13 protein-coding genes are annotated in these 17,881 nt (G+C 59.8%); 9 read left to right on the top strand and 4 right to left on the bottom strand.

From position 1 onward, the window contains the following. Window positions 1-377 precede the first annotated feature (377 nt). The 7 genes from tig to LOY67_RS18050 all read left to right on the top strand — a co-directional run bounded on the left by tig (window position 378) and on the right by LOY67_RS18050 (window position 9,983). Window positions 378-1,688: a trigger factor gene (gene tig, locus LOY67_RS18080; protein ID WP_265063793.1), complete on the top strand. Its 1,311-nt coding sequence runs from the start codon at window positions 378-380 to the stop codon at window positions 1,686-1,688. A gap of 92 nt (window positions 1,689-1,780) precedes the next feature. Beyond that, a complete protein-coding gene (gene clpP, locus LOY67_RS18075; RefSeq protein ID WP_003183177.1) occupies window positions 1,781-2,422 on the top strand; it encodes an ATP-dependent Clp endopeptidase proteolytic subunit ClpP in 642 nt (213 codons plus the stop codon). Between the two features lie 107 nt (window positions 2,423-2,529). Continuing rightward, window positions 2,530-3,813 carry an ATP-dependent Clp protease ATP-binding subunit ClpX gene (clpX, locus tag LOY67_RS18070; protein WP_024778305.1) on the top strand — a complete coding sequence of 428 codons (1,284 nt, stop codon included), beginning with the start codon at window positions 2,530-2,532 and terminating at the stop codon, window positions 3,811-3,813. A gap of 196 nt (window positions 3,814-4,009) precedes the next feature. Further along, entirely contained in the window at window positions 4,010-6,406 is a 2,397-nt protein-coding gene (gene lon / locus LOY67_RS18065; RefSeq protein ID WP_265063792.1) for an endopeptidase La, read from the top strand. 148 nt (window positions 6,407-6,554) lie between these two features. Then, the gene (locus tag LOY67_RS18060; protein ID WP_265063791.1) at window positions 6,555-6,827 is read left to right on the top strand and encodes an HU family DNA-binding protein; all 273 of its coding nucleotides are present in this window, start codon (window positions 6,555-6,557) and stop codon (window positions 6,825-6,827) included. Between the two features lie 222 nt (window positions 6,828-7,049). After that, entirely contained in the window at window positions 7,050-8,921 is a 1,872-nt protein-coding gene (locus tag LOY67_RS18055) for a SurA N-terminal domain-containing protein (protein ID WP_265063790.1), read from the top strand. A 225-nt stretch (window positions 8,922-9,146) separates the two neighbouring features. After that, window positions 9,147-9,983: a DUF2242 domain-containing protein gene (locus LOY67_RS18050; RefSeq protein WP_265063789.1), complete on the top strand. Its 837-nt coding sequence runs from the start codon at window positions 9,147-9,149 to the stop codon at window positions 9,981-9,983. A gap of 287 nt (window positions 9,984-10,270) precedes the next feature. Here the strand turns inward: LOY67_RS18050 and LOY67_RS18045 are convergent, their stop codons facing one another. The 3 genes from LOY67_RS18045 to LOY67_RS18035 all read right to left on the bottom strand — a co-directional run bounded on the left by LOY67_RS18045 (window position 10,271) and on the right by LOY67_RS18035 (window position 13,929). Then, window positions 10,271-11,308, bottom strand: a complete 1,038-nt coding sequence (locus LOY67_RS18045; protein WP_265063788.1) for an AraC family transcriptional regulator — start codon at window positions 11,306-11,308, stop codon at window positions 10,271-10,273. Window positions 11,309-11,310: 2 nt separating this feature from the next. After that, on the bottom strand, window positions 11,311-12,441 hold the full coding sequence (locus LOY67_RS18040; protein ID WP_265063787.1) for a carbon-nitrogen hydrolase family protein: 1,131 nt from the start codon (window positions 12,439-12,441) through the stop codon (window positions 11,311-11,313). 270 nt (window positions 12,442-12,711) lie between these two features. After that, window positions 12,712-13,929 (bottom strand): DUF3422 domain-containing protein, encoded by a 1,218-nt coding sequence (locus LOY67_RS18035; protein ID WP_265063786.1) that lies wholly within the window; start codon window positions 13,927-13,929, stop codon window positions 12,712-12,714. A gap of 252 nt (window positions 13,930-14,181) precedes the next feature. Here LOY67_RS18035 and LOY67_RS18030 point away from each other — a divergent pair, with 252 nt between their 5' ends. Both LOY67_RS18030 and LOY67_RS18025 read left to right on the top strand, forming a co-directional pair. Next, on the top strand, window positions 14,182-16,221 hold the full coding sequence (locus LOY67_RS18030; protein WP_265063785.1) for an FAD-dependent oxidoreductase: 2,040 nt from the start codon (window positions 14,182-14,184) through the stop codon (window positions 16,219-16,221). Between the two features lie 189 nt (window positions 16,222-16,410). Then, a complete protein-coding gene (locus tag LOY67_RS18025; protein WP_265063784.1) occupies window positions 16,411-17,319 on the top strand; it encodes a 1-aminocyclopropane-1-carboxylate deaminase/D-cysteine desulfhydrase in 909 nt (302 codons plus the stop codon). Between the two features lie 7 nt (window positions 17,320-17,326). Here the strand turns inward: LOY67_RS18025 and LOY67_RS18020 are convergent, their stop codons facing one another. After that, window positions 17,327-17,875: a cytochrome b gene (locus tag LOY67_RS18020; protein ID WP_265063783.1), complete on the bottom strand. Its 549-nt coding sequence runs from the start codon at window positions 17,873-17,875 to the stop codon at window positions 17,327-17,329. Window positions 17,876-17,881: the final 6 nt, after the last annotated feature.

Here is a 17,881-nt window from a genome sequence, read left to right as displayed (position 1 = left end):
GGACTGCGCCGTTTTTGTTTTCGGCATTCAGGTGGTTTGTTGCCTGCCTTGTTTCGGGGCGGGTTTGGCGATGGGGCGTTGCGATTATGTTTCGCGATGATGCGCGGTATGCCCATTGGTCTCCTGGCGGAGTCCAGCGTCAGGGGTGTGCAGGTTCACGCTTCTATATATAGAAGCGTTGGCGCAGAGCCCCTGGAATGATCGATTGTATTTGCAATCCGGGCGAGGCATGACCGTTTGCCTTGCTCCTAATGCCGGCGCCTGTTTTCCAGCCGTTTTCAGTAGGGTGACTTCTTGAGTTTGACCTACTAGAATGCATGCCCTTGATTCTGGGGTCGGAAAACGCCCGGCCAACGTCTGTGCAACGAGGAATATCCATGCAAGTTTCTGTTGAAAATACTACTGCTCTTGAGCGCCGCATGAGCATCACCGTGCCGGCTGAGCGCATCGAGACTCAGGTCAACAAGCGTCTGCAGCAGACTGCCCAAAAGGCCAAAATCCCAGGTTTCCGTCCGGGCAAGGTGCCAATGAGCGTGATCCGTCAGCGTTACGAAGCTGATGCACGCCAGGAAGCCGTGGGCGACGTGATCCAGTCTTCGTTCTACGAAGCCGTGGTCGAGCAGAAGCTGAACCCGGCCGGCGCTCCGTCCGTCGAGCCTAAAGTGCTGGAAAAAGGCAAGGACCTGGAATTCGTCGCCACCTTCGAAGTATTCCCTGAGTTCACCGTCGCCGGTTTCGAATCCATCGCCGTCGAGCGCCTGAGCGCTGACGTGTCGGATGCCGACCTGGACAAGATGCTGGACATCCTGCGCAAGCAGAACACCCGTTTCGAAGTGGCCGATCGCGCTGCCCAGAACGAAGATCAACTGAACATCGATTTCGTCGGCAAGGTCGACGGTGAAGTGTTCGCTGGCGGTTCCGCCAAGGCCACCCAACTGGTGCTGGGCTCCGGTCGCATGATCCCGGGCTTCGAAGATGGCCTGGTCGGCGCGAAAGCCGGCGAAGAGCGCGTTCTGAACGTGACCTTCCCAGAGGACTACCAGAACCTGGACCTGGCCGGTAAAGCCGCCGAGTTCACCGTGACCGTCAACAGCGTTTCCGAGCCGAAGTTGCCTGAGCTGAACGAAGAGTTCTTCGCCCAGTTCGGTATCAAGGAAACCGGTCTGGAAGGTTTCCGCACCGAAGTTCGCAAGAACATGGAGCGTGAGCTGCGTCAGGCCATCAAGTCCAAGGTCAAGAACCAGGTCATGGACGGTCTGCTGGCCTCCAACCCGATCGAAGTGCCAAAGGCCCTGCTGGAAAACGAAGTCAACCGTCTGCGCGTGCAGGCTGTTCAGCAGTTCGGCGGCAACATCAAGCCTGATCAACTGCCGGCCGAGCTGTTCGAAGAACAAGCCAAGCGTCGCGTCGTACTGGGCCTGATCGTTGCAGAAGTGGTCAAGCAATTTGAACTCAAGCCTGACGAAGCCCGCGTTCGCGAGCTGATCCAGGAAATGGCGTCGGCTTACCAGGAACCTGAGCAAGTCGTGTCCTGGTACTACAAGAATGACCAGCAACTGAACGAAGTCCGTTCGGTTGTGCTCGAAGAACAAGTTGTGGATACTGTTCTGCAGAAAGCTAGCGTGACCGATAAAGCGGTCTCTTACGAAGAAGCGGTCAAGCCGGTGGAAGCTCCACAAGCCGATTGATCGTTCTGCGGTAAGAAATACACACCATAAGCCAGCCTTCGTGCTGGCTTATGCGTATTCAAGACATAACTATTTGGGAGTGACTGCGAGACATGTCCCGCAATTCTTTTTATCAGCAGAGCTCTGACATCCAGGCCGCAGGCGGCCTGGTCCCGATGGTTATCGAGCAGTCCGCCCGTGGCGAACGTGCCTATGACATCTACTCCCGTCTGCTCAAGGAACGCGTCATCTTCCTGATCGGACCCGTTGAAGACTACATGGCTAACCTGGTTGCGGCGCAACTGCTCTTCCTTGAAGCGGAAAACCCGGACAAGGATATCCATCTTTATATCAACTCACCTGGCGGTTCGGTGACTGCAGGCATGTCGATCTACGACACCATGCAATTCATCAAGCCGGACGTTTCCACCATCTGCATCGGCCAGGCCTGCAGCATGGGTGCTTTCCTGCTCGCCGGCGGCGCAGCGGGCAAGCGTCATTGCCTGCCTAACTCGCGCATGATGATTCACCAGCCATTGGGCGGCTTCCAGGGCCAGGCGTCGGACATCGACATCCATGCCAAGGAAATCCTCCACATTCGTTCGCGTTTGAACTCGCTGTTGGCTCATCACACCGGTCAAAGCCTCGAAACCATTGAGCGAGACACCGAGCGTGACAACTTCATGAGCGCCGAGCGTGCAGCCGAATACGGCCTGATCGACTCCGTGATCAACAAGCGTCAAATGCCTGCCTAAGCCACTCAAAATGCAGGTGGTTGGGATGACCGGCCGCCTGCGGGCTTGAAAAAGCCCGCAATTGCCTTCATCTTGTGTTGCAAGCCTATCGGATTTGGATCGATCGAATGACTGACACCCGCAACGGCGAGGACAACGGCAAACTGCTTTATTGCTCTTTCTGTGGCAAAAGCCAACATGAAGTACGCAAGTTGATTGCCGGCCCCTCGGTCTTCATTTGCGACGAGTGCGTCGACCTGTGCAATGACATCATCCGCGAGGAGGTGCAGGAAGCCCAGGCCGAAAGCAGCGCGCATAAGTTGCCTTCGCCTAAAGAAATCAGCGGCATCCTTGATCAATATGTAATTGGTCAGGAGCGTGCGAAAAAGGTATTGGCCGTAGCGGTTTATAACCACTACAAACGCCTCAACCAGCGTGACAAAAAGAATGATGAGGTCGAACTCGGCAAGAGCAACATCCTGCTGATCGGCCCGACAGGCTCGGGTAAGACCCTGCTTGCCGAAACCCTGGCTCGCTTGCTGAACGTTCCGTTCACCATCGCCGACGCAACCACCCTCACCGAGGCGGGTTACGTGGGTGAGGATGTCGAGAACATTATTCAGAAGTTGTTGCAGAAGTGCGACTACGATGTCGAAAAGGCCCAGATGGGCATTGTCTACATCGATGAAATCGACAAGATTTCCCGCAAGTCCGACAACCCGTCCATCACCCGGGATGTTTCCGGTGAGGGCGTGCAGCAGGCCTTGCTCAAGTTGATCGAAGGCACGGTCGCTTCCGTTCCGCCCCAGGGTGGTCGCAAGCATCCGCAGCAGGAGTTCCTGCAGGTCGACACCCGTAACATCCTGTTCATCTGTGGTGGTGCCTTCTCGGGTCTGGAAAAGGTCATTCAGAACCGTTCCACTCGCGGCGGCATCGGTTTCAACGCCGAAGTGCGCAGCAAGGAAGAAGGCAAGAAGGTCGGTGAGTCCCTGCGTGAAGTCGAGCCTGACGACCTGGTCAAGTTCGGTCTGATCCCGGAGTTCGTCGGTCGCCTGCCGGTCCTGGCAACACTGGACGAGCTGGATGAAGCGGCGTTGATGCAGATCCTGACCGAGCCGAAGAACGCGCTGACCAAGCAGTATGCCAAGCTGTTCGAAATGGAAGGTGTAGACCTGGAGTTCCGTTCCGACGCGCTGAAGTCGGTAGCCAAGCGTGCCCTGGAGCGTAAGACCGGTGCCCGTGGGTTGCGCTCGATTCTCGAAGGCGTATTGCTCGACACGATGTATGAAATCCCCTCGCAGTCCGAGGTGAGTAAAGTCGTGATCGACGAAAGTGTCATCGAAGGTAAGTCCAAGCCACTGTATATCTACGAAAACAGTGAGCCGGCTGCCAAGGCCGCACCGGACGCTTAAGCGTCCTGCTGCTGGAACAAAGAGGGGGCCTTCGGGCCCCTTTGCTTTTGGGCCACAACAGTTGTGTGCAGCTTTTATTTCTTTTAACCGTCTGGCATTTGCCTTAGCGCTTGTTTTTTTTCAAGGCTGCCCCCATCTTGGTTTCAAGCTTACTTCCATCTGTTTCCGGCCTTGTGGCCGCCGTTGAGGCGAAATCATGAAGACAACCATCGAATTGCCTCTCTTGCCATTGCGCGATGTCGTGGTATATCCGCACATGGTTATCCCGCTGTTCGTGGGGCGCGAGAAGTCCATCGAAGCCCTCGAGGCCGCGATGACGGGTGACAAGCAGATTCTGCTGGTGGCTCAGAGAAATCCTGCTGACGATGATCCTGGTGAAGACGCACTTTATCGCGTCGGTACCATTGCAACGGTTCTGCAACTGCTCAAGCTGCCCGACGGCACCGTCAAGGTCCTGGTCGAAGGCGAGCAGCGCGGGGCGGTCGAGCGCTTCAGTGAAGCGAACGGCCATTGCCGCGCTGAAGTGTCATTGATCGACGAAGCCGACGTGCCCGAGCGTGAGTCGGAGGTGTTCGTCCGCAGCCTGTTGTCCCAGTTCGAACAATACGTGCAGTTGGGCAAGAAAGTGCCGGCCGAAGTGCTGTCGTCGCTCAACAGCATCGACGAGCCCGGTCGTCTGGTCGATACGATGGCCGCCCACATGGCGCTCAAGATCGAGCAGAAGCAGGAAATCCTCGAGATCATCGATCTGTCTGCCCGTGTCGAGCACGTGCTGGCGTTGCTCGATGGCGAGATCGATCTGCTGCAGGTCGAAAAACGCATTCGTGGTCGCGTCAAGAAACAAATGGAACGCAGCCAGCGCGAGTACTACCTGAATGAGCAGATGAAGGCCATTCAGAAAGAGTTGGGCGATGGTGACGAAGGCCATAACGAAATCGAAGAGCTGAAAAAACGCATCGATGCCGCGGGCTTGCCCAAGGATGCGCTTGCCAAGGCCCAGGCCGAGCTGAACAAGCTCAAGCAAATGTCGCCGATGTCTGCTGAAGCCACCGTGGTGCGCTCCTACATCGACTGGCTGGTGCAGGTGCCGTGGAAGGCCCAGAGCAAGGTGCGTCTGGACCTGGCTCGCGCCGAGGACATCCTCGACGCCGACCATTACGGCCTGGAGGAGGTCAAGGAGCGCATCCTCGAATACCTCGCCGTGCAGAAACGCGTGAAGAAAATCCGTGGTCCGGTGTTGTGCCTGGTCGGTCCTCCGGGGGTCGGTAAAACCTCCCTGGCAGAGTCGATTGCCCATGCCACCAATCGTAAATTCGTGCGCATGGCCCTCGGTGGGGTGCGCGACGAAGCGGAAATCCGTGGTCATCGCCGGACTTATATCGGTTCGATGCCAGGAAGATTGATTCAAAAGATGACAAAGGTCGGCGTGCGCAATCCGCTGTTCCTTCTGGACGAAATCGACAAGATGGGCAGCGACATGCGCGGCGATCCAGCCTCTGCGTTGCTCGAAGTGCTCGATCCGGAGCAGAACCACAACTTCAACGATCATTATCTGGAGGTCGACTACGACCTGTCGGATGTGATGTTCCTGTGCACCTCCAACTCTATGAACATCCCACCGGCGCTGCTGGACCGGATGGAAGTGATTCGTCTGCCGGGCTACACCGAGGACGAGAAGATCAACATCGCCGTCAAATACCTTTCGCCCAAGCAGATCCAGGCCAACGGCCTGAAAAAAGGCGAGCTGGAATTCGATGAGGAAGCCATCCGCGACATCATCCGTTACTACACCCGCGAAGCCGGTGTACGGGGCCTGGAGCGGCAGATTGCCAAGGTCTGCCGCAAGGCGGTCAAGGAGCATGCGCTGGAAAAACGCTTTGCGGTCAAGGTCACTGCGGACCTGCTGGAGCATTTCCTGGGCGTGCGCAAATTCCGCTACGGCCTGGCCGAACAGCAGGATCAGATCGGTCAGGTGACCGGCCTGGCGTGGACTCAGGTCGGTGGCGAATTGCTGACCATCGAAGCCGCCGTGGTGCCGGGCAAAGGCCAACTGATCAAGACCGGTTCCCTGGGCGATGTGATGGTCGAGTCGATCACTGCAGCGCAAACGGTCGTCCGCAGTCGTGCCCGCAGCCTGGGCATTCCCCTGGACTTCCATGAGAAGCGCGACACGCATATCCACATGCCTGAGGGGGCTACGCCCAAAGACGGCCCCAGCGCCGGCGTAGGCATGTGCACGGCCCTGGTATCGGCATTGACCGGTATTCCGGTGCGCGCCGACGTTGCCATGACCGGTGAAATCACCCTGCGCGGTCAAGTGCTGGCCATTGGTGGTTTGAAGGAAAAACTGCTGGCGGCACACCGTGGCGGGATCAAGATCGTGATCATTCCAGAGGAAAATGTGCGTGATCTGAAAGAAATTCCTGACAATATCAAGCAGGATCTTCAGATCAAACCGGTTAAATGGATTGACGAAGTCCTGCAAATTGCGCTGCAATACGCGCCGGAGCCCTTGCCGGATGTGGCTCCGGAGATTGTCGCGAAAGATGAGAAGCGAGAGTCTGACTCTAAGGAAAGAATTAGCACGCATTAATACGCATTTGCCTGGGGGGCTTCCTTGACAGTTTTTTAGAGCCCTTGTTATAAAGCGGCTCTTAAGTGTCTGTAGGCCATTCAGCACTCGTTTTTGCTTTCACCAAAAAAACTTAGAATCATCTCAAATAGATATAAGGGGACTTAGAGTGAACAAGTCGGAACTGATTGATGCTGTCGCTGCATCCGCTGATATCCCGAAAGCTGCTGCTGGCCGCGCGCTGGACGCTGTAATCGAATCCGTCACTGGCGCTCTCAAGGCTGGCGACTCCGTTGTTCTGGTTGGTTTCGGTACCTTCTCCGTTACCGATCGTCCAGCTCGTACCGGGCGCAACCCGCAGACTGGTCAGGCACTGCAGATCGCTGCTGCCCGCAAGCCTAGCTTCAAGGCTGGTAAAGCACTGAAAGACGCCGTTAACTAAGTTTCATTGAGTTTATCCGGGTCGGGGTCATGCCTGGCTTGGCAGCGGAGCGGTAGTGCGATCGGTTCCAACCGGTCTGTCGTACCAGGGCTCGCGGGTTCGAGCCCGGTCCGCTCCGCCAGTTACGAGAAGGCGCATCCTCGGATGCGCCTTTCTTCTATCCGGATTCTACCCACGCTCCACGGTTGCCTAATTTGAAGTTCAACCGTTTCTGGGGGACGCATGCTGCAGAATATCAGGGACAATTCACAAGGCTGGATTGCCAAGACCATCATCGGGGTCATCGTCGCATTGATGGCGTTGACCGGTTTCGATGCCATTTTTCAAGCCACCACCCACCGCAATGACGCGGCCAAGGTCAACGGCGAGAACATCAGCCAGAACGAGCTGAGTCAGGCCGTCGACATGCAACGCCGCCAGCTCATGCAACAGTTGGGCAAGGACTTCGACGCCTCCCTGCTGGATGAAAAGATGCTTCGCGATTCTGCGCTCAAGGGCCTGATCGATCGCAAGCTGCTGCTGCAGGGCGCTCACGACGCGAAATTCGCTTTTTCCGAAGCCGCGCTGGACCAGGTGATCCTGCAGACGCCTGAATTCCAGGTCGATGGCAAGTTCAGCCCGGAACGCTTCGACCAGGTGATTCGTCAGCTGGGTTACAGCCGTATGCAGTTCCGCCAGATGCTGGCCCAGGAAATGCTGATCGGCCAACTGCGCGCCGGCCTGGCCGGCAGCGGTTTCGTGACCGATGCCCAGGTGCTGGCGTTCGCCCGTCTGGAAAAACAGACCCGTGATTTCGCCACCCTGACCCTCAAGGCTGATCCGTCGGCAGTGAAGCTGACCGATGAAGAGGTCAAGGCTTACTACGATAAGCACGCCAAGGAATTCATGAGCCCCGACCAGGTGGTGATCGATTACCTGGAGCTGAAGAAAGCCGCATTCTTCGATCAGGTCAGCGTCAAGGACGAAGACCTGCAAGCGGCGTATCAGAAGGAAATCGCCAATCTGTCCGAACAGCGTCGGGCGGCCCACATCCTGATCGAGGTGAACGACAAGGTCACCGAGGCCCAGGCCAAGGCGAAGATCGAGGAAATCCAGGCGCGCCTGGCCAAGGGCGAATCGTTTGAAGCCCTGGCGAAGGAGTTTTCCCAGGATCCGGGTTCGGCGAACAATGGCGGTGACCTCGGTTACGCCGGTCCAGGTGTCTACGATCCGGCGTTCGAAAAGGCGCTGTACGCGCTGAACAAGGATCAGGTTTCGGCACCGGTGCGCACCGATTTCGGTTTGCACCTGATCAAGCTGCTGGGGGTCGAAGCGCCTGAAGTGCCGACTTTCGCCAGCCTCAAGGGCAAGCTGACCCGCGATCTGAAAGCCCAGCAGGTCGAGCAGCGTTTCGTCGAGGCCACCAAGCAACTGGAAGATGCTTCGTTCGAAGCTTCCGATCTGGCCCAGCCGGCCCAGGACCTGAAGCTGACCGTCCACACGTCGGCGCCGTTCGGTCGCGAAGGTGGGGAAGGGATCGCGGCCAACCGCGCTGTCCTCGCTGCCGCGTTCAGCCCGGAAGTGCTGGATGAAGGTGCCAACAGCACCGCCATCGAGCTGGATCCGGAAACTGTCGTGGTGCTGCGTGCCAAGGAGCATCGCAAGCCCGAGCAACTGCCGCTGGAAAGCGTGGCAGCGCCCATCCGTGCCCAGTTGGCGAAGGAGCACGCCAGCGAGGCCGCCAAGACCCGCGCCGAAGAGCTGATCGCCAGCCTGCGCGAAGGCAAGACGCCGCTGGCCAAGCCTGTCGATGGTCAAGGCTGGAAGGTCATCGAGGCGGCGACTCGCAGCCAGGAAGGGATCGACCCGGCGGTGTTGCAGGCATTATTCCGCATGCCCAAGCCCGAGTCCAAGGACAAGCCGACGTTTGCCAGCGTAACCTTGCCCGACGGTAACCTGGTGCTGGTGCAACTGCGCGGCGTGAACGAAGCCGCAGCGCCAACCGACGCGGAGAAAGCCGAATATCGCCGCTATCTCGCGTCCCGTGTTGGCCAGCAGGACTTTGCGGCGTATCGCAAGCAGCTGGAAAGCGAGGCGGACATCAAGCGATTCTGATGCACTGATGGCTTGCCACAAAAAGACCCCGGCCGAAAAACTGGGGTCTTTTTGTGTCCGCCTGTTGCCAAATGACAGGATGTTCATCGGCCCACCGGATTTACGTCTTTTTCCCGCAAACAACCCCCAGTAGACTTGTAACCCCTTTGAGACACGAATACCCACGATGTCCGGGGGCGTTCTGTTGCACAATACGCCCCCGGACCGTTTTCCTCAGGATGTTCAATGTTCAGATCATTTCACATGCGCACCGTCGGACTGGCACTGATGCTGGTCGCCGCAGCCGGTTGCTCGTCGAAGAAAGCCGCCATTTACGAGCATGAAAACTTCGATGACTCCGGTACGTTCTCCCGCACCTATCCGGTGAGCGACACGGTGACCTGCGAGGCCGGGCGCCGGGCCTTGCTCAGCCAGGGCTACATCATTACCAGCAGCGACCCCAAGCTGGTCAGTGGTCACAAGAGTTTCCAGCAGACCGGCGATACCCACATGGAGATCAGTTTCAATCTGGTCTGTGCCGAAGACGGTGGTGCCGGACATCATGCAACCATGTTTGCCAACGCCTTGCAGGATCGTTATGCGCTGAAGAAAATCAACAACTCAGCCAGCCTCGGCGTTGGTGTATTGGGGTCGGTGTCGATGCCGATCGGTTCGTCGGATGACTCGATGGTCAAGGTAGCCAGCGAAACCGTATCGGCGACCAAGTTCTACGAGCGTTTCTTTGCCCTGGTGGAAATGTTCCTGCCGGCGGAAGCGAAGAAAGGCGCGCCGGCTGTCGAAAAGCCAAACACCGAGCTGGGGGTTCCGGAGCCCAAGGTAGAACCGGCTGCGTTGGCACCTGCGCCTGCTGCGCCGGTTGAGCAACAAGCCGCCCCAGCCCCGGTCGAAACCGCGCCTGCGGCGTCGGAGCCTGTCGCGCCGCCAGCGGAACCTGCGCCGATTGCACCCAGCGAGCTCGCACCATACGTAGGTCCGGAATCGACGCTTGAAGTGGTCACGCCACCCCCTCCCAGTGATCTGCCACCGCCGACCGAGGCGATTCAGCCGCTTCCTTCGTCCTGATTATCCGTGGCAAGGAAGTCATTCCTTGTCACACCTTCCTAGGTTGATCTCCCATCGCTGTGCTACGTTTTATTCATGAAGCTTTTGCTTCATGTTTTATTCATAAAGCAGCTTTATTCTGACACCAAGGCCATCAGGCATCGGTTCAACGATATGGGAAGGATTCAAAATGGATGATTATCAGGAAGAGCTGCTGGAATATCAGGCTTACGAGCTGGATCCGCTGGAACCCGCCGAGGATGCAACCGAGCTTTAAGAGCAGTTGCAAGCGGTAAGCGGCTTCCAGCTCAATGTCCCCTTTGGCTTCGGCGAAACTCTCCCGGCGTCTGGCCATTCCAGCGCTTGAAAGCGCGCTGGAATGCCTCGGCCGAGGCGAAGCCCAGCAGGTAGGCGATTTCGCCGAACGCCAGTTCGGTATCGCGGATATAGGTCATGGCCAGGTCACGGCGGGTGTCATTGAGGATTGCCCGAAATTGCGTGCCTTCCTCGGCCAGTTTCCGGCGCAGCGTCCAGGTCGGCAGCTTCAGGCGCGCCGCCACCTCTTCCAGGTCGGGTTCCCGGCCACCGTTGAGCAACGGCCCCAGCAGTTGAATGATGCGTTCGCGCAAGCTGCGGGTGCGGGTCAGTTGTTCCAGTTCCTGTTCACACAATTGAACCAGATGCCGCCAGGTGCTGGGGCAATGCTCTGGGTTGCGTCGGGCAAGGTCTTCGAGGCCCAGGCGCAACTGGTTCTGGTCGGCACCGAACAGGATCGGGCAATCACCGAGTGCACGGTAGGCCTCCTGATAAGCCGGAGCCTCGAATTCGATCTCGATGCGCTCGGCCCGTAACGGGGTGCCGCTTACGCTGGACAACTGCTGCAGCCAGCCGGCGATGATCGAGTCCACGACGAAGCGGTTATAGGCGTTGTAGGGACTGATGGAATAGAACCGCAGCCAGGCGCCCCGGGCGTCTTCGTGAAAACTCGATTGGCCGCGATAGTTGGAACCGTACAGCGGCTCGAAGCGGATCATGCAGCGTGCCGCTTCGCGTACGGTCGGTGCCTGGGTCGCAGTGACGCCAGCGAGGCCGGCCTGGCTTAAGCGGCTGAGCTGGCCCATGCGCAGGCCCAGGGCCGCATCCTGGGTCTGCTGGATCGCCGCGTGGCCGAGGCGCATATAGCGCGGAATCGATAAGCGGGCCCCGGGCTCGGCCAGGCGTGCGGCGTCGAGGCCGTACTGTTCGAGCAGGGGCTGGGGATCCTGGCCATGGCTGGCAACCGCATCGGCCAGGCTATGGACGAAGCCCACGGATAGGTCGCCCAGGCGCATCGGCTGCGGTTTCATGTTCACAACCACAGGTTCAACAGGCGGGCGCCACGGGCTGGGCCGTCAGGGAAATGCTGGCCGTCGTGGCTGATGAAACTCTGGCCGGCGCTGCCGTTGTCCCAGAATTGGCCGCGCAGAAACACGCTGACCCCGCCCTTGGCCAGGCTGATGGGCCGTTGGCTGGTCAGCGTCAGGCGGTGCCAGGCCTGGCCTTCGCTCATCTCACCGGGCCTGAGGCTCACCTCGCTCGGTGTGGACAGGCCTTTATAGCCGTTCCAGGGTTTGTTCCAGGTGTCACGCCCACTGACGAAGGCGGGCACTGCGATCAGTTGTGCGCCCTGATCGTTGAGTTGCCGATAATAGAGCGGGTACCAACTGTCGCTGCCGATCAGCACGCCCAGGCGCCCGGCGGGAGTGTCGACGACGCGGAGGGCGTCCTGGCGGTCGGCGGCCAGCACATCCCGCTGCTCGAATACCGGATGCTGTTGACGCTGGGGTTGCCCGAGTGGCCGACCGTCGCTGCCAAACACCAGGCTGCTGTTGTACAGCGCGCCCCGGCCGATCTTCAGTTCACCTTCGCTGACGCTGGGCTCGGGCAACACGATGGAGCCGGCCACCAGGGTGACGCCGAACTCCCGGGCCAGCCCGCCGAACATGGCCTGGTAGTCACGAGCCATGCTGTCGGCTTTCATGCGCAGGTACGCATCGTCCAGGCGGTTATCGCCTTGGGCACCGATCAAGCCCTGGATGAACGCCAGCGGGTTGCTGATCGCCAGCCAGTTCATGGCGTCCTTCAACGTGGCGGCCTGGTACAGCTCGTCCTTTTCTCCGCTGATCATCAACCAGGTGCCGATGTGCTCGGGCAGGACCACGATGGTCTTGTCGCTGAGCAAACCCAGGTCGCGAGCGGTCTGCAGATAGGCCGCCAGCTTGCGGTGCAAATGCCCGGGGTTCTGGTAGTCGGTGGGGAACAGCTCAGGCTGGATGCCCAGCAAGTTGCCTCGATCGGCGGGAACACCCTGGTCAACTGCCAGGTTGATGCGCAGGTCCGAAAGGTAGTGCCCCGCCGGACGATCCGTCGTCCACAGCGCATAGCTCATCAGGGCGGCGATCAGGGCCAGTGAAGACAGCAGGTACAGAAGTTTACGCATGGGGAACAATCAGCGGCCGTGTGCGGTTCTTACGGGGCAGGGTACGGTAAAACCTGGCATTAGCAAAAGAGAAGTCCTTGTGTGGGAGCGAGCCTGCTCGCGATGACGCCGGATCAGCAAGCTCAATGGCGGCTGACACACCGCTATCGCGAGCAGGCTCGATCTTGATCTTCCACTCTGGAGTCAATTGGCAATGGAAAGATCGCAGCCTCGTTGCACTCGACAGCTCCTACGGGGTGCAAATGGATAGCCTCTACACTGATCGGCTGTTCAGTGGTTTTTGGCCTTTCTGATCCGCAGCATGATCAGCAACATGATCAACAGCACCGGCGGCGCCATTCCCAGCAGTGCTTCGCGCGCCGACAGATCCGCACCCAGCGTATGCAGCCCGCTATAGACCAGTTTGAACAAGTTGATCAGGTAGTAGGTGATGGCGATGATCGACAGCCCTTCCACCGCACGCTGGATCTTGATCTGGGCATCGGCGCGCGCATTGAGGCTGCGCAGGATCTCGGCGTTCTGGTCTTCCATCTCCACTTGCACCCGGGCCTGGAGCAGATCGCCCAGGTTGGCGACGCTCATGGCCAATTGTTCCAGGCGCTGCTCGGTTGCCGCGCAAAAGCGCACCGTCGGCTTGAAACGTCGCTCGATAAACACGCCCAGCCGTTGGCAGTCGCCCAGATGGCTTTCACGCAACTCACCCAGGCGCTCGAATACCAGTTGTGCGTAGGCTCGGGTCGCGCTGAAACGGTGGCGGTTCTTCACCGAGCTGGCGACGATCTGGCGGGACAATTGCGCGATGTCCTCCAGCAGGACTTTGGCATGCACGCCGCTGGCATTGGCGTTGCGTTCGGAGAGTGTCACCAGGCTGCGGTCGAATTCGTTCAACTGCGGGTCCAGCGTCTTGGCGACACTCAGGGACAAGGACGCCATCATGCGATAGGTTTCGATTTCAAGCAGGCGCCGGATCATGCGTCCCTGGCGATAGGCGTTGAGCCGCCGATTGATGAACAGGAAACGGTTGGTGCCGTCCTCGGTGAGGCGAAAATCGCTCCAGACCACAGCATCCCCGCCGCCCACGCTGGAGCCGCAGGGGTCCTTGAAGCCGTAGCTGGACAGGTCGAGGCCATCCTCCGAACGCACCACCACCTGGACCGAATTGATGATCTGCCGAGCATGGCCTTCGATACCTCGCGCCAGGCTCTCAGGCAACGTGGTCCACTGCAGCTCGTGGCTGCCGGCGGGCACCACCAGGGTCAGGGTGAAGAACTCGGCGTGACGCTCCCACTTGAGCGGATGTCCGTCCATCCGGGTGATGCCCTGGGCTGCATGATCCAGCACGCTGTCAGGGCATAGCCGCTCGAGCAGGGCCGTGCATTGGGCGTTATCACCCAGGAACGCCAGGTGGAAAACGTGAGCCGGTTCGTCGAAGTACAGCGACGGGCGGGCGTGCAGTTCATTGTGCAGGGTTTTTCGTTGGGGATGCATGCCAGTCGGAACCCTATTATTTGAATGGTCTTCTGTTCAGGCGCTTGGGCCACCGACCATAGGACTGGCCCATCTCACCGGGAGTCACGTGAATTTGCTTGTCCATGGGTACTGGGGCGCTGCACATTTGGATCAATAAGTTGTCAGTTTCGGTCATTGAGCGCGGGTGTCCCGGCTTCTAGGCTGTGGGCATGCCTGATGGGAGCCGCAGAGCTTCCGCTTTTTCCGTGATCGCCCGTTGTGGAGTTACCGATGACCGCCCCTCATTACCCGCATCTGCTGGCCCCGTTGGACCTGGGTTTTACCACGTTGCGCAACCGGACCCTGATGGGCTCGATGCACACCGGTCTTGAGGAAAAGCCCGGCGGTTTCGAACGCATGGCGGCGTATTTTGCCGAGCGTGCCCGTGGTGGCGTAGGCCTGATGGTGACCGGCGGGATCGGGCCGAACGACGAGGGCGGTGTGTACTCCGGCGCCGCCAAGCTGACCACCGAGGAAGAAGCGCTCAAGCACCAGATCGTCACCCGGGCCGTCCATGAGGCCGGTGGCAAGATCTGCATGCAGATTCTCCATGCCGGACGCTACGCCTACAGCCCGAAGCAAGTGGCACCGAGCGCGATCCAGGCGCCGATCAACCCGTTCAAGCCCAAGGAGCTGGACGAGGAGGGGATCGAGAAACAGATCAGCGACTTCGTCACCTGTTCGCTGCTGGCCCAACAGGCTGAGTACGACGGTGTCGAGATCATGGGCTCGGAAGGTTATTTCATTAACCAGTTCCTGGCGGCTCATACCAACCACCGTACCGACCGCTGGGGCGGCAGCTATGAAAACCGCATGCGCCTGCCGGTGGAAATCGTGCGTCGGGTGCGCGAGGCGGTCGGCCCGAATTTCATCATCATCTTTCGCCTGTCGATGCTCGACCTGGTTGAAGGCGGCAGCACCTGGGAGGAAATCGTCCAGTTGGCCAAAGCCATCGAACAGGCCGGCGCGACGATTATCAACACCGGTATCGGCTGGCATGAAGCCCGCATTCCCACTATCGCCACCAAGGTTCCGCGGGCGGCGTTCAGCAAGGTCACGGCCAAGCTGCGCGGTTCGGTGAGTATTCCGCTGATCACCACCAACCGCATCAATACCCCGGAAGTGGCCGAGCAGATCCTCGCCGAAGGTGACGCCGACATGGTTTCCATGGCGCGGCCGTTCCTGGCGGATCCGGACTTCGTCAACAAGGCTGCCGCTGGCCGGGCAGATGAAATCAACACCTGCATCGGCTGCAACCAGGCGTGCCTCGACCACACCTTCGGCGGCAAACTCACCAGTTGCCTGGTGAACCCGCGGGCGTGCCATGAAACCGAGCTCAACTACCTGCCGGTCACCCAGGTGAAGAAAATCGCCGTGGTCGGCGCCGGGCCGGCCGGGTTGTCCGCGGCCACGGTGGCGGCCGAGCGTGGTCATCAAGTGACGCTGTTCGATTCGGCCAGCGAGATCGGCGGGCAGTTCAACGTCGCCAAGCGCGTGCCGGGCAAGGAGGAGTTCTTCGAGACCCTGCGCTACTTCAAGCGCAAGCTGCAGACCACCCATGTCGAGCTGTGCCTCGACACCCGTGTGGATGTGGAGCAACTGGTGGCGGGCGGTTATGACGAGATCATTCTCGCCACGGGGATCGCGCCGCGGGTGCCGGCAATTCCCGGCGTGGAACATGCCAAGGTGCTCAGCTACCTGGACGTGATTCTGCAGCGCAAGCCGGTGGGCCGCAGCGTGGCGGTGATTGGTGCCGGCGGTATCGGTTTTGACGTGTCGGAATTCCTGGTGCACCAGGGCGTCGCCACCAGCCAGGACCGCGAGGCGTTCTGGAAGGAGTGGGGCATCGACACTGGGCTCCAGGCTCGCGGTGGCGTGGCCGGAATCAAGGCTGAGCCTCATGCGCCGGCGCGGCAGGTGTTCCTGTTGCAGCGCAAGAACTCCAAGGTCGGTGACGGCCTGGGCAAGACCACCGGCTGGATTCACCGCACGGGGTTGAAGAACAAGCAGGTGCAGATGCTCAACAGTGTCCAGTACCTGAAGATCGATGATGAAGGCCTGCACATCCGCATCGGCGACAGCGGCGAGCCGCAGGTGCTGGCGGTGGACAACATCGTGATCTGCGCCGGCCAGGATCCGCTGCGTGAACTGCAGCAAGGCCTGGAAGCGGCGGGGCAGACCGTCCACCTCATCGGCGGTGCCGACGTGGCGGCGGAGCTGGACGCCAAGCGGGCGATCAACCAGGGTTCGCGGTTGGCGGCGCAGTTGTAAGGGGGCGCAGATCCCCTGTGGGAGCGAGCCTGCTCGCGATAGCGTCGGTACAGCCAGCGTCTCCATCGACTGACCCACCGCTATCGCGAGCAGGCTCGCTCCCACAAGGGAATGTGATGAGTTCTGAATCTGCGGTCATCCGTGAGCGCCTGTTAAGATGTCGGCATCTTCGCGCCAGGCCTGCCTGCAATGCTTCTTTCTGCCCTCGACTGGCACCCCAACCCCCGACTTGAACCCCTGCATCTGGACTGGCTCACCCGCGCCGGTGTCGAAGTGGCGGTGTTGCGCCTGGACCGGATCGATCCGCTGATCAGTGGCAACAAGTGGTTCAAGCTGGTTCATCATTTGCGTGCGGCACATGAGGCCGGTGCCGAGGGGCTGATGAGCCTGGGCGGTGCCTATTCCAACCATCTGCATGCATTGGCTGCCGCCGGTAAGCGCTTTGGCTTTCCAACGGTCGGGCTGCTGCGTGGTCATCCCCGGCAAACGCCGACGGTGCTCGATCTGCAAGCATTCGGCATGGATCTGCACTGGTTGGGGTACGGTGGCTATCGGGAGCGGCATGCTGCGGATTTCTGGGCGCCCTGGCTGGCGCAATATCCCCATCTGTATCCGGTGCCCGAGGGTGGCTCAGGCTTGCCGGGCGCGCAAGGTTGCATGGCTTGGATGACCAATGCCCGTGAACAACTGGCGGCATTGGGTTGGATGGACTATCACGGCTGGTGGCTGGCCTGCGGCACCGGAACGTCGCTGGCGGGGCTGGTGTTGGCCGAAGCGGGGGAGCATCCGGTCCATGGTGTGCTCGCGGTGCCCGAGGATCACGGCGTGGCGCAGCAGGTTGAAGGCATCATGCGAGCGGCAGGCATTGCCAACCCGCGTTATGAATTGCTCGACGGCAGCCGTGGTGGTTTCGCTCGGGTCGACGCGCCACTGAGCGCCTTCATCGACGCCACTGGCGCAATCGAACTGGAGCCGCTCTACACCGGCAAGGCGCTGATGATGCTCAAGTCGCAAGTGGAGGCTGGCCGGTTTGCGCACGGGACTCGCTTGATTTTCGTCCACACCGGCGGCCTTCAAGGCCGCCGGGGATTTGAATGATCGATCGTCAGCCGCGCTTCGGCATCATCCGCAGCAACGTGTTATCGCGCACGATGTAGTGGTGATACAGCCCCGCCAGGGCATGCAGGCCGATCAACCAATAGCCGATGGTCCCGCCCAGCACATGCCAGCCCTCCAGCCGCTTGGCGAAATCCTTGTCCTGATCGACCAGCAGCGGCAGGTCGAAACCGTAGAACATCACCTGATGCCCTTCGGCGCTGGTGATCAGCCAGCCCAGCAGCGGCATGGCGATCATGAACAGGTACAGTGCCCAGTGCATCAGGCGCGCAAGGACGGTTTGCCAGATCGGCGAAGCCGGGAAGATGGCTGGCGCCTTGCCCACGCTGCGGGCGAACAGGCGCAGCCAGACCAGCAGGAACACCGTCAGGCCGAGCATGAAATGCGCTTCCTTGATCAAGGTTCGACCGCCGCTGCCCTTGGGGAAAATCCCGCGCAATTCAATGCAGGCGTAAACCACGGCCAGCAGCACCAGCATCAACCAGTGCAAGGTGATCGTGACGGTACTGTAGCGGTTTTCGGAATTTTTCCAGGGCATGCGGGT

Source organism: Pseudomonas sp. B21-056 (genome assembly GCF_026016325.1).
Lineage (GTDB): Bacteria > Pseudomonadota > Gammaproteobacteria > Pseudomonadales > Pseudomonadaceae > Aquipseudomonas.
The sequence above is the reverse complement of the archived record's forward strand: the minus strand, read 5'-3'. Positions and strand labels throughout refer to the sequence as shown.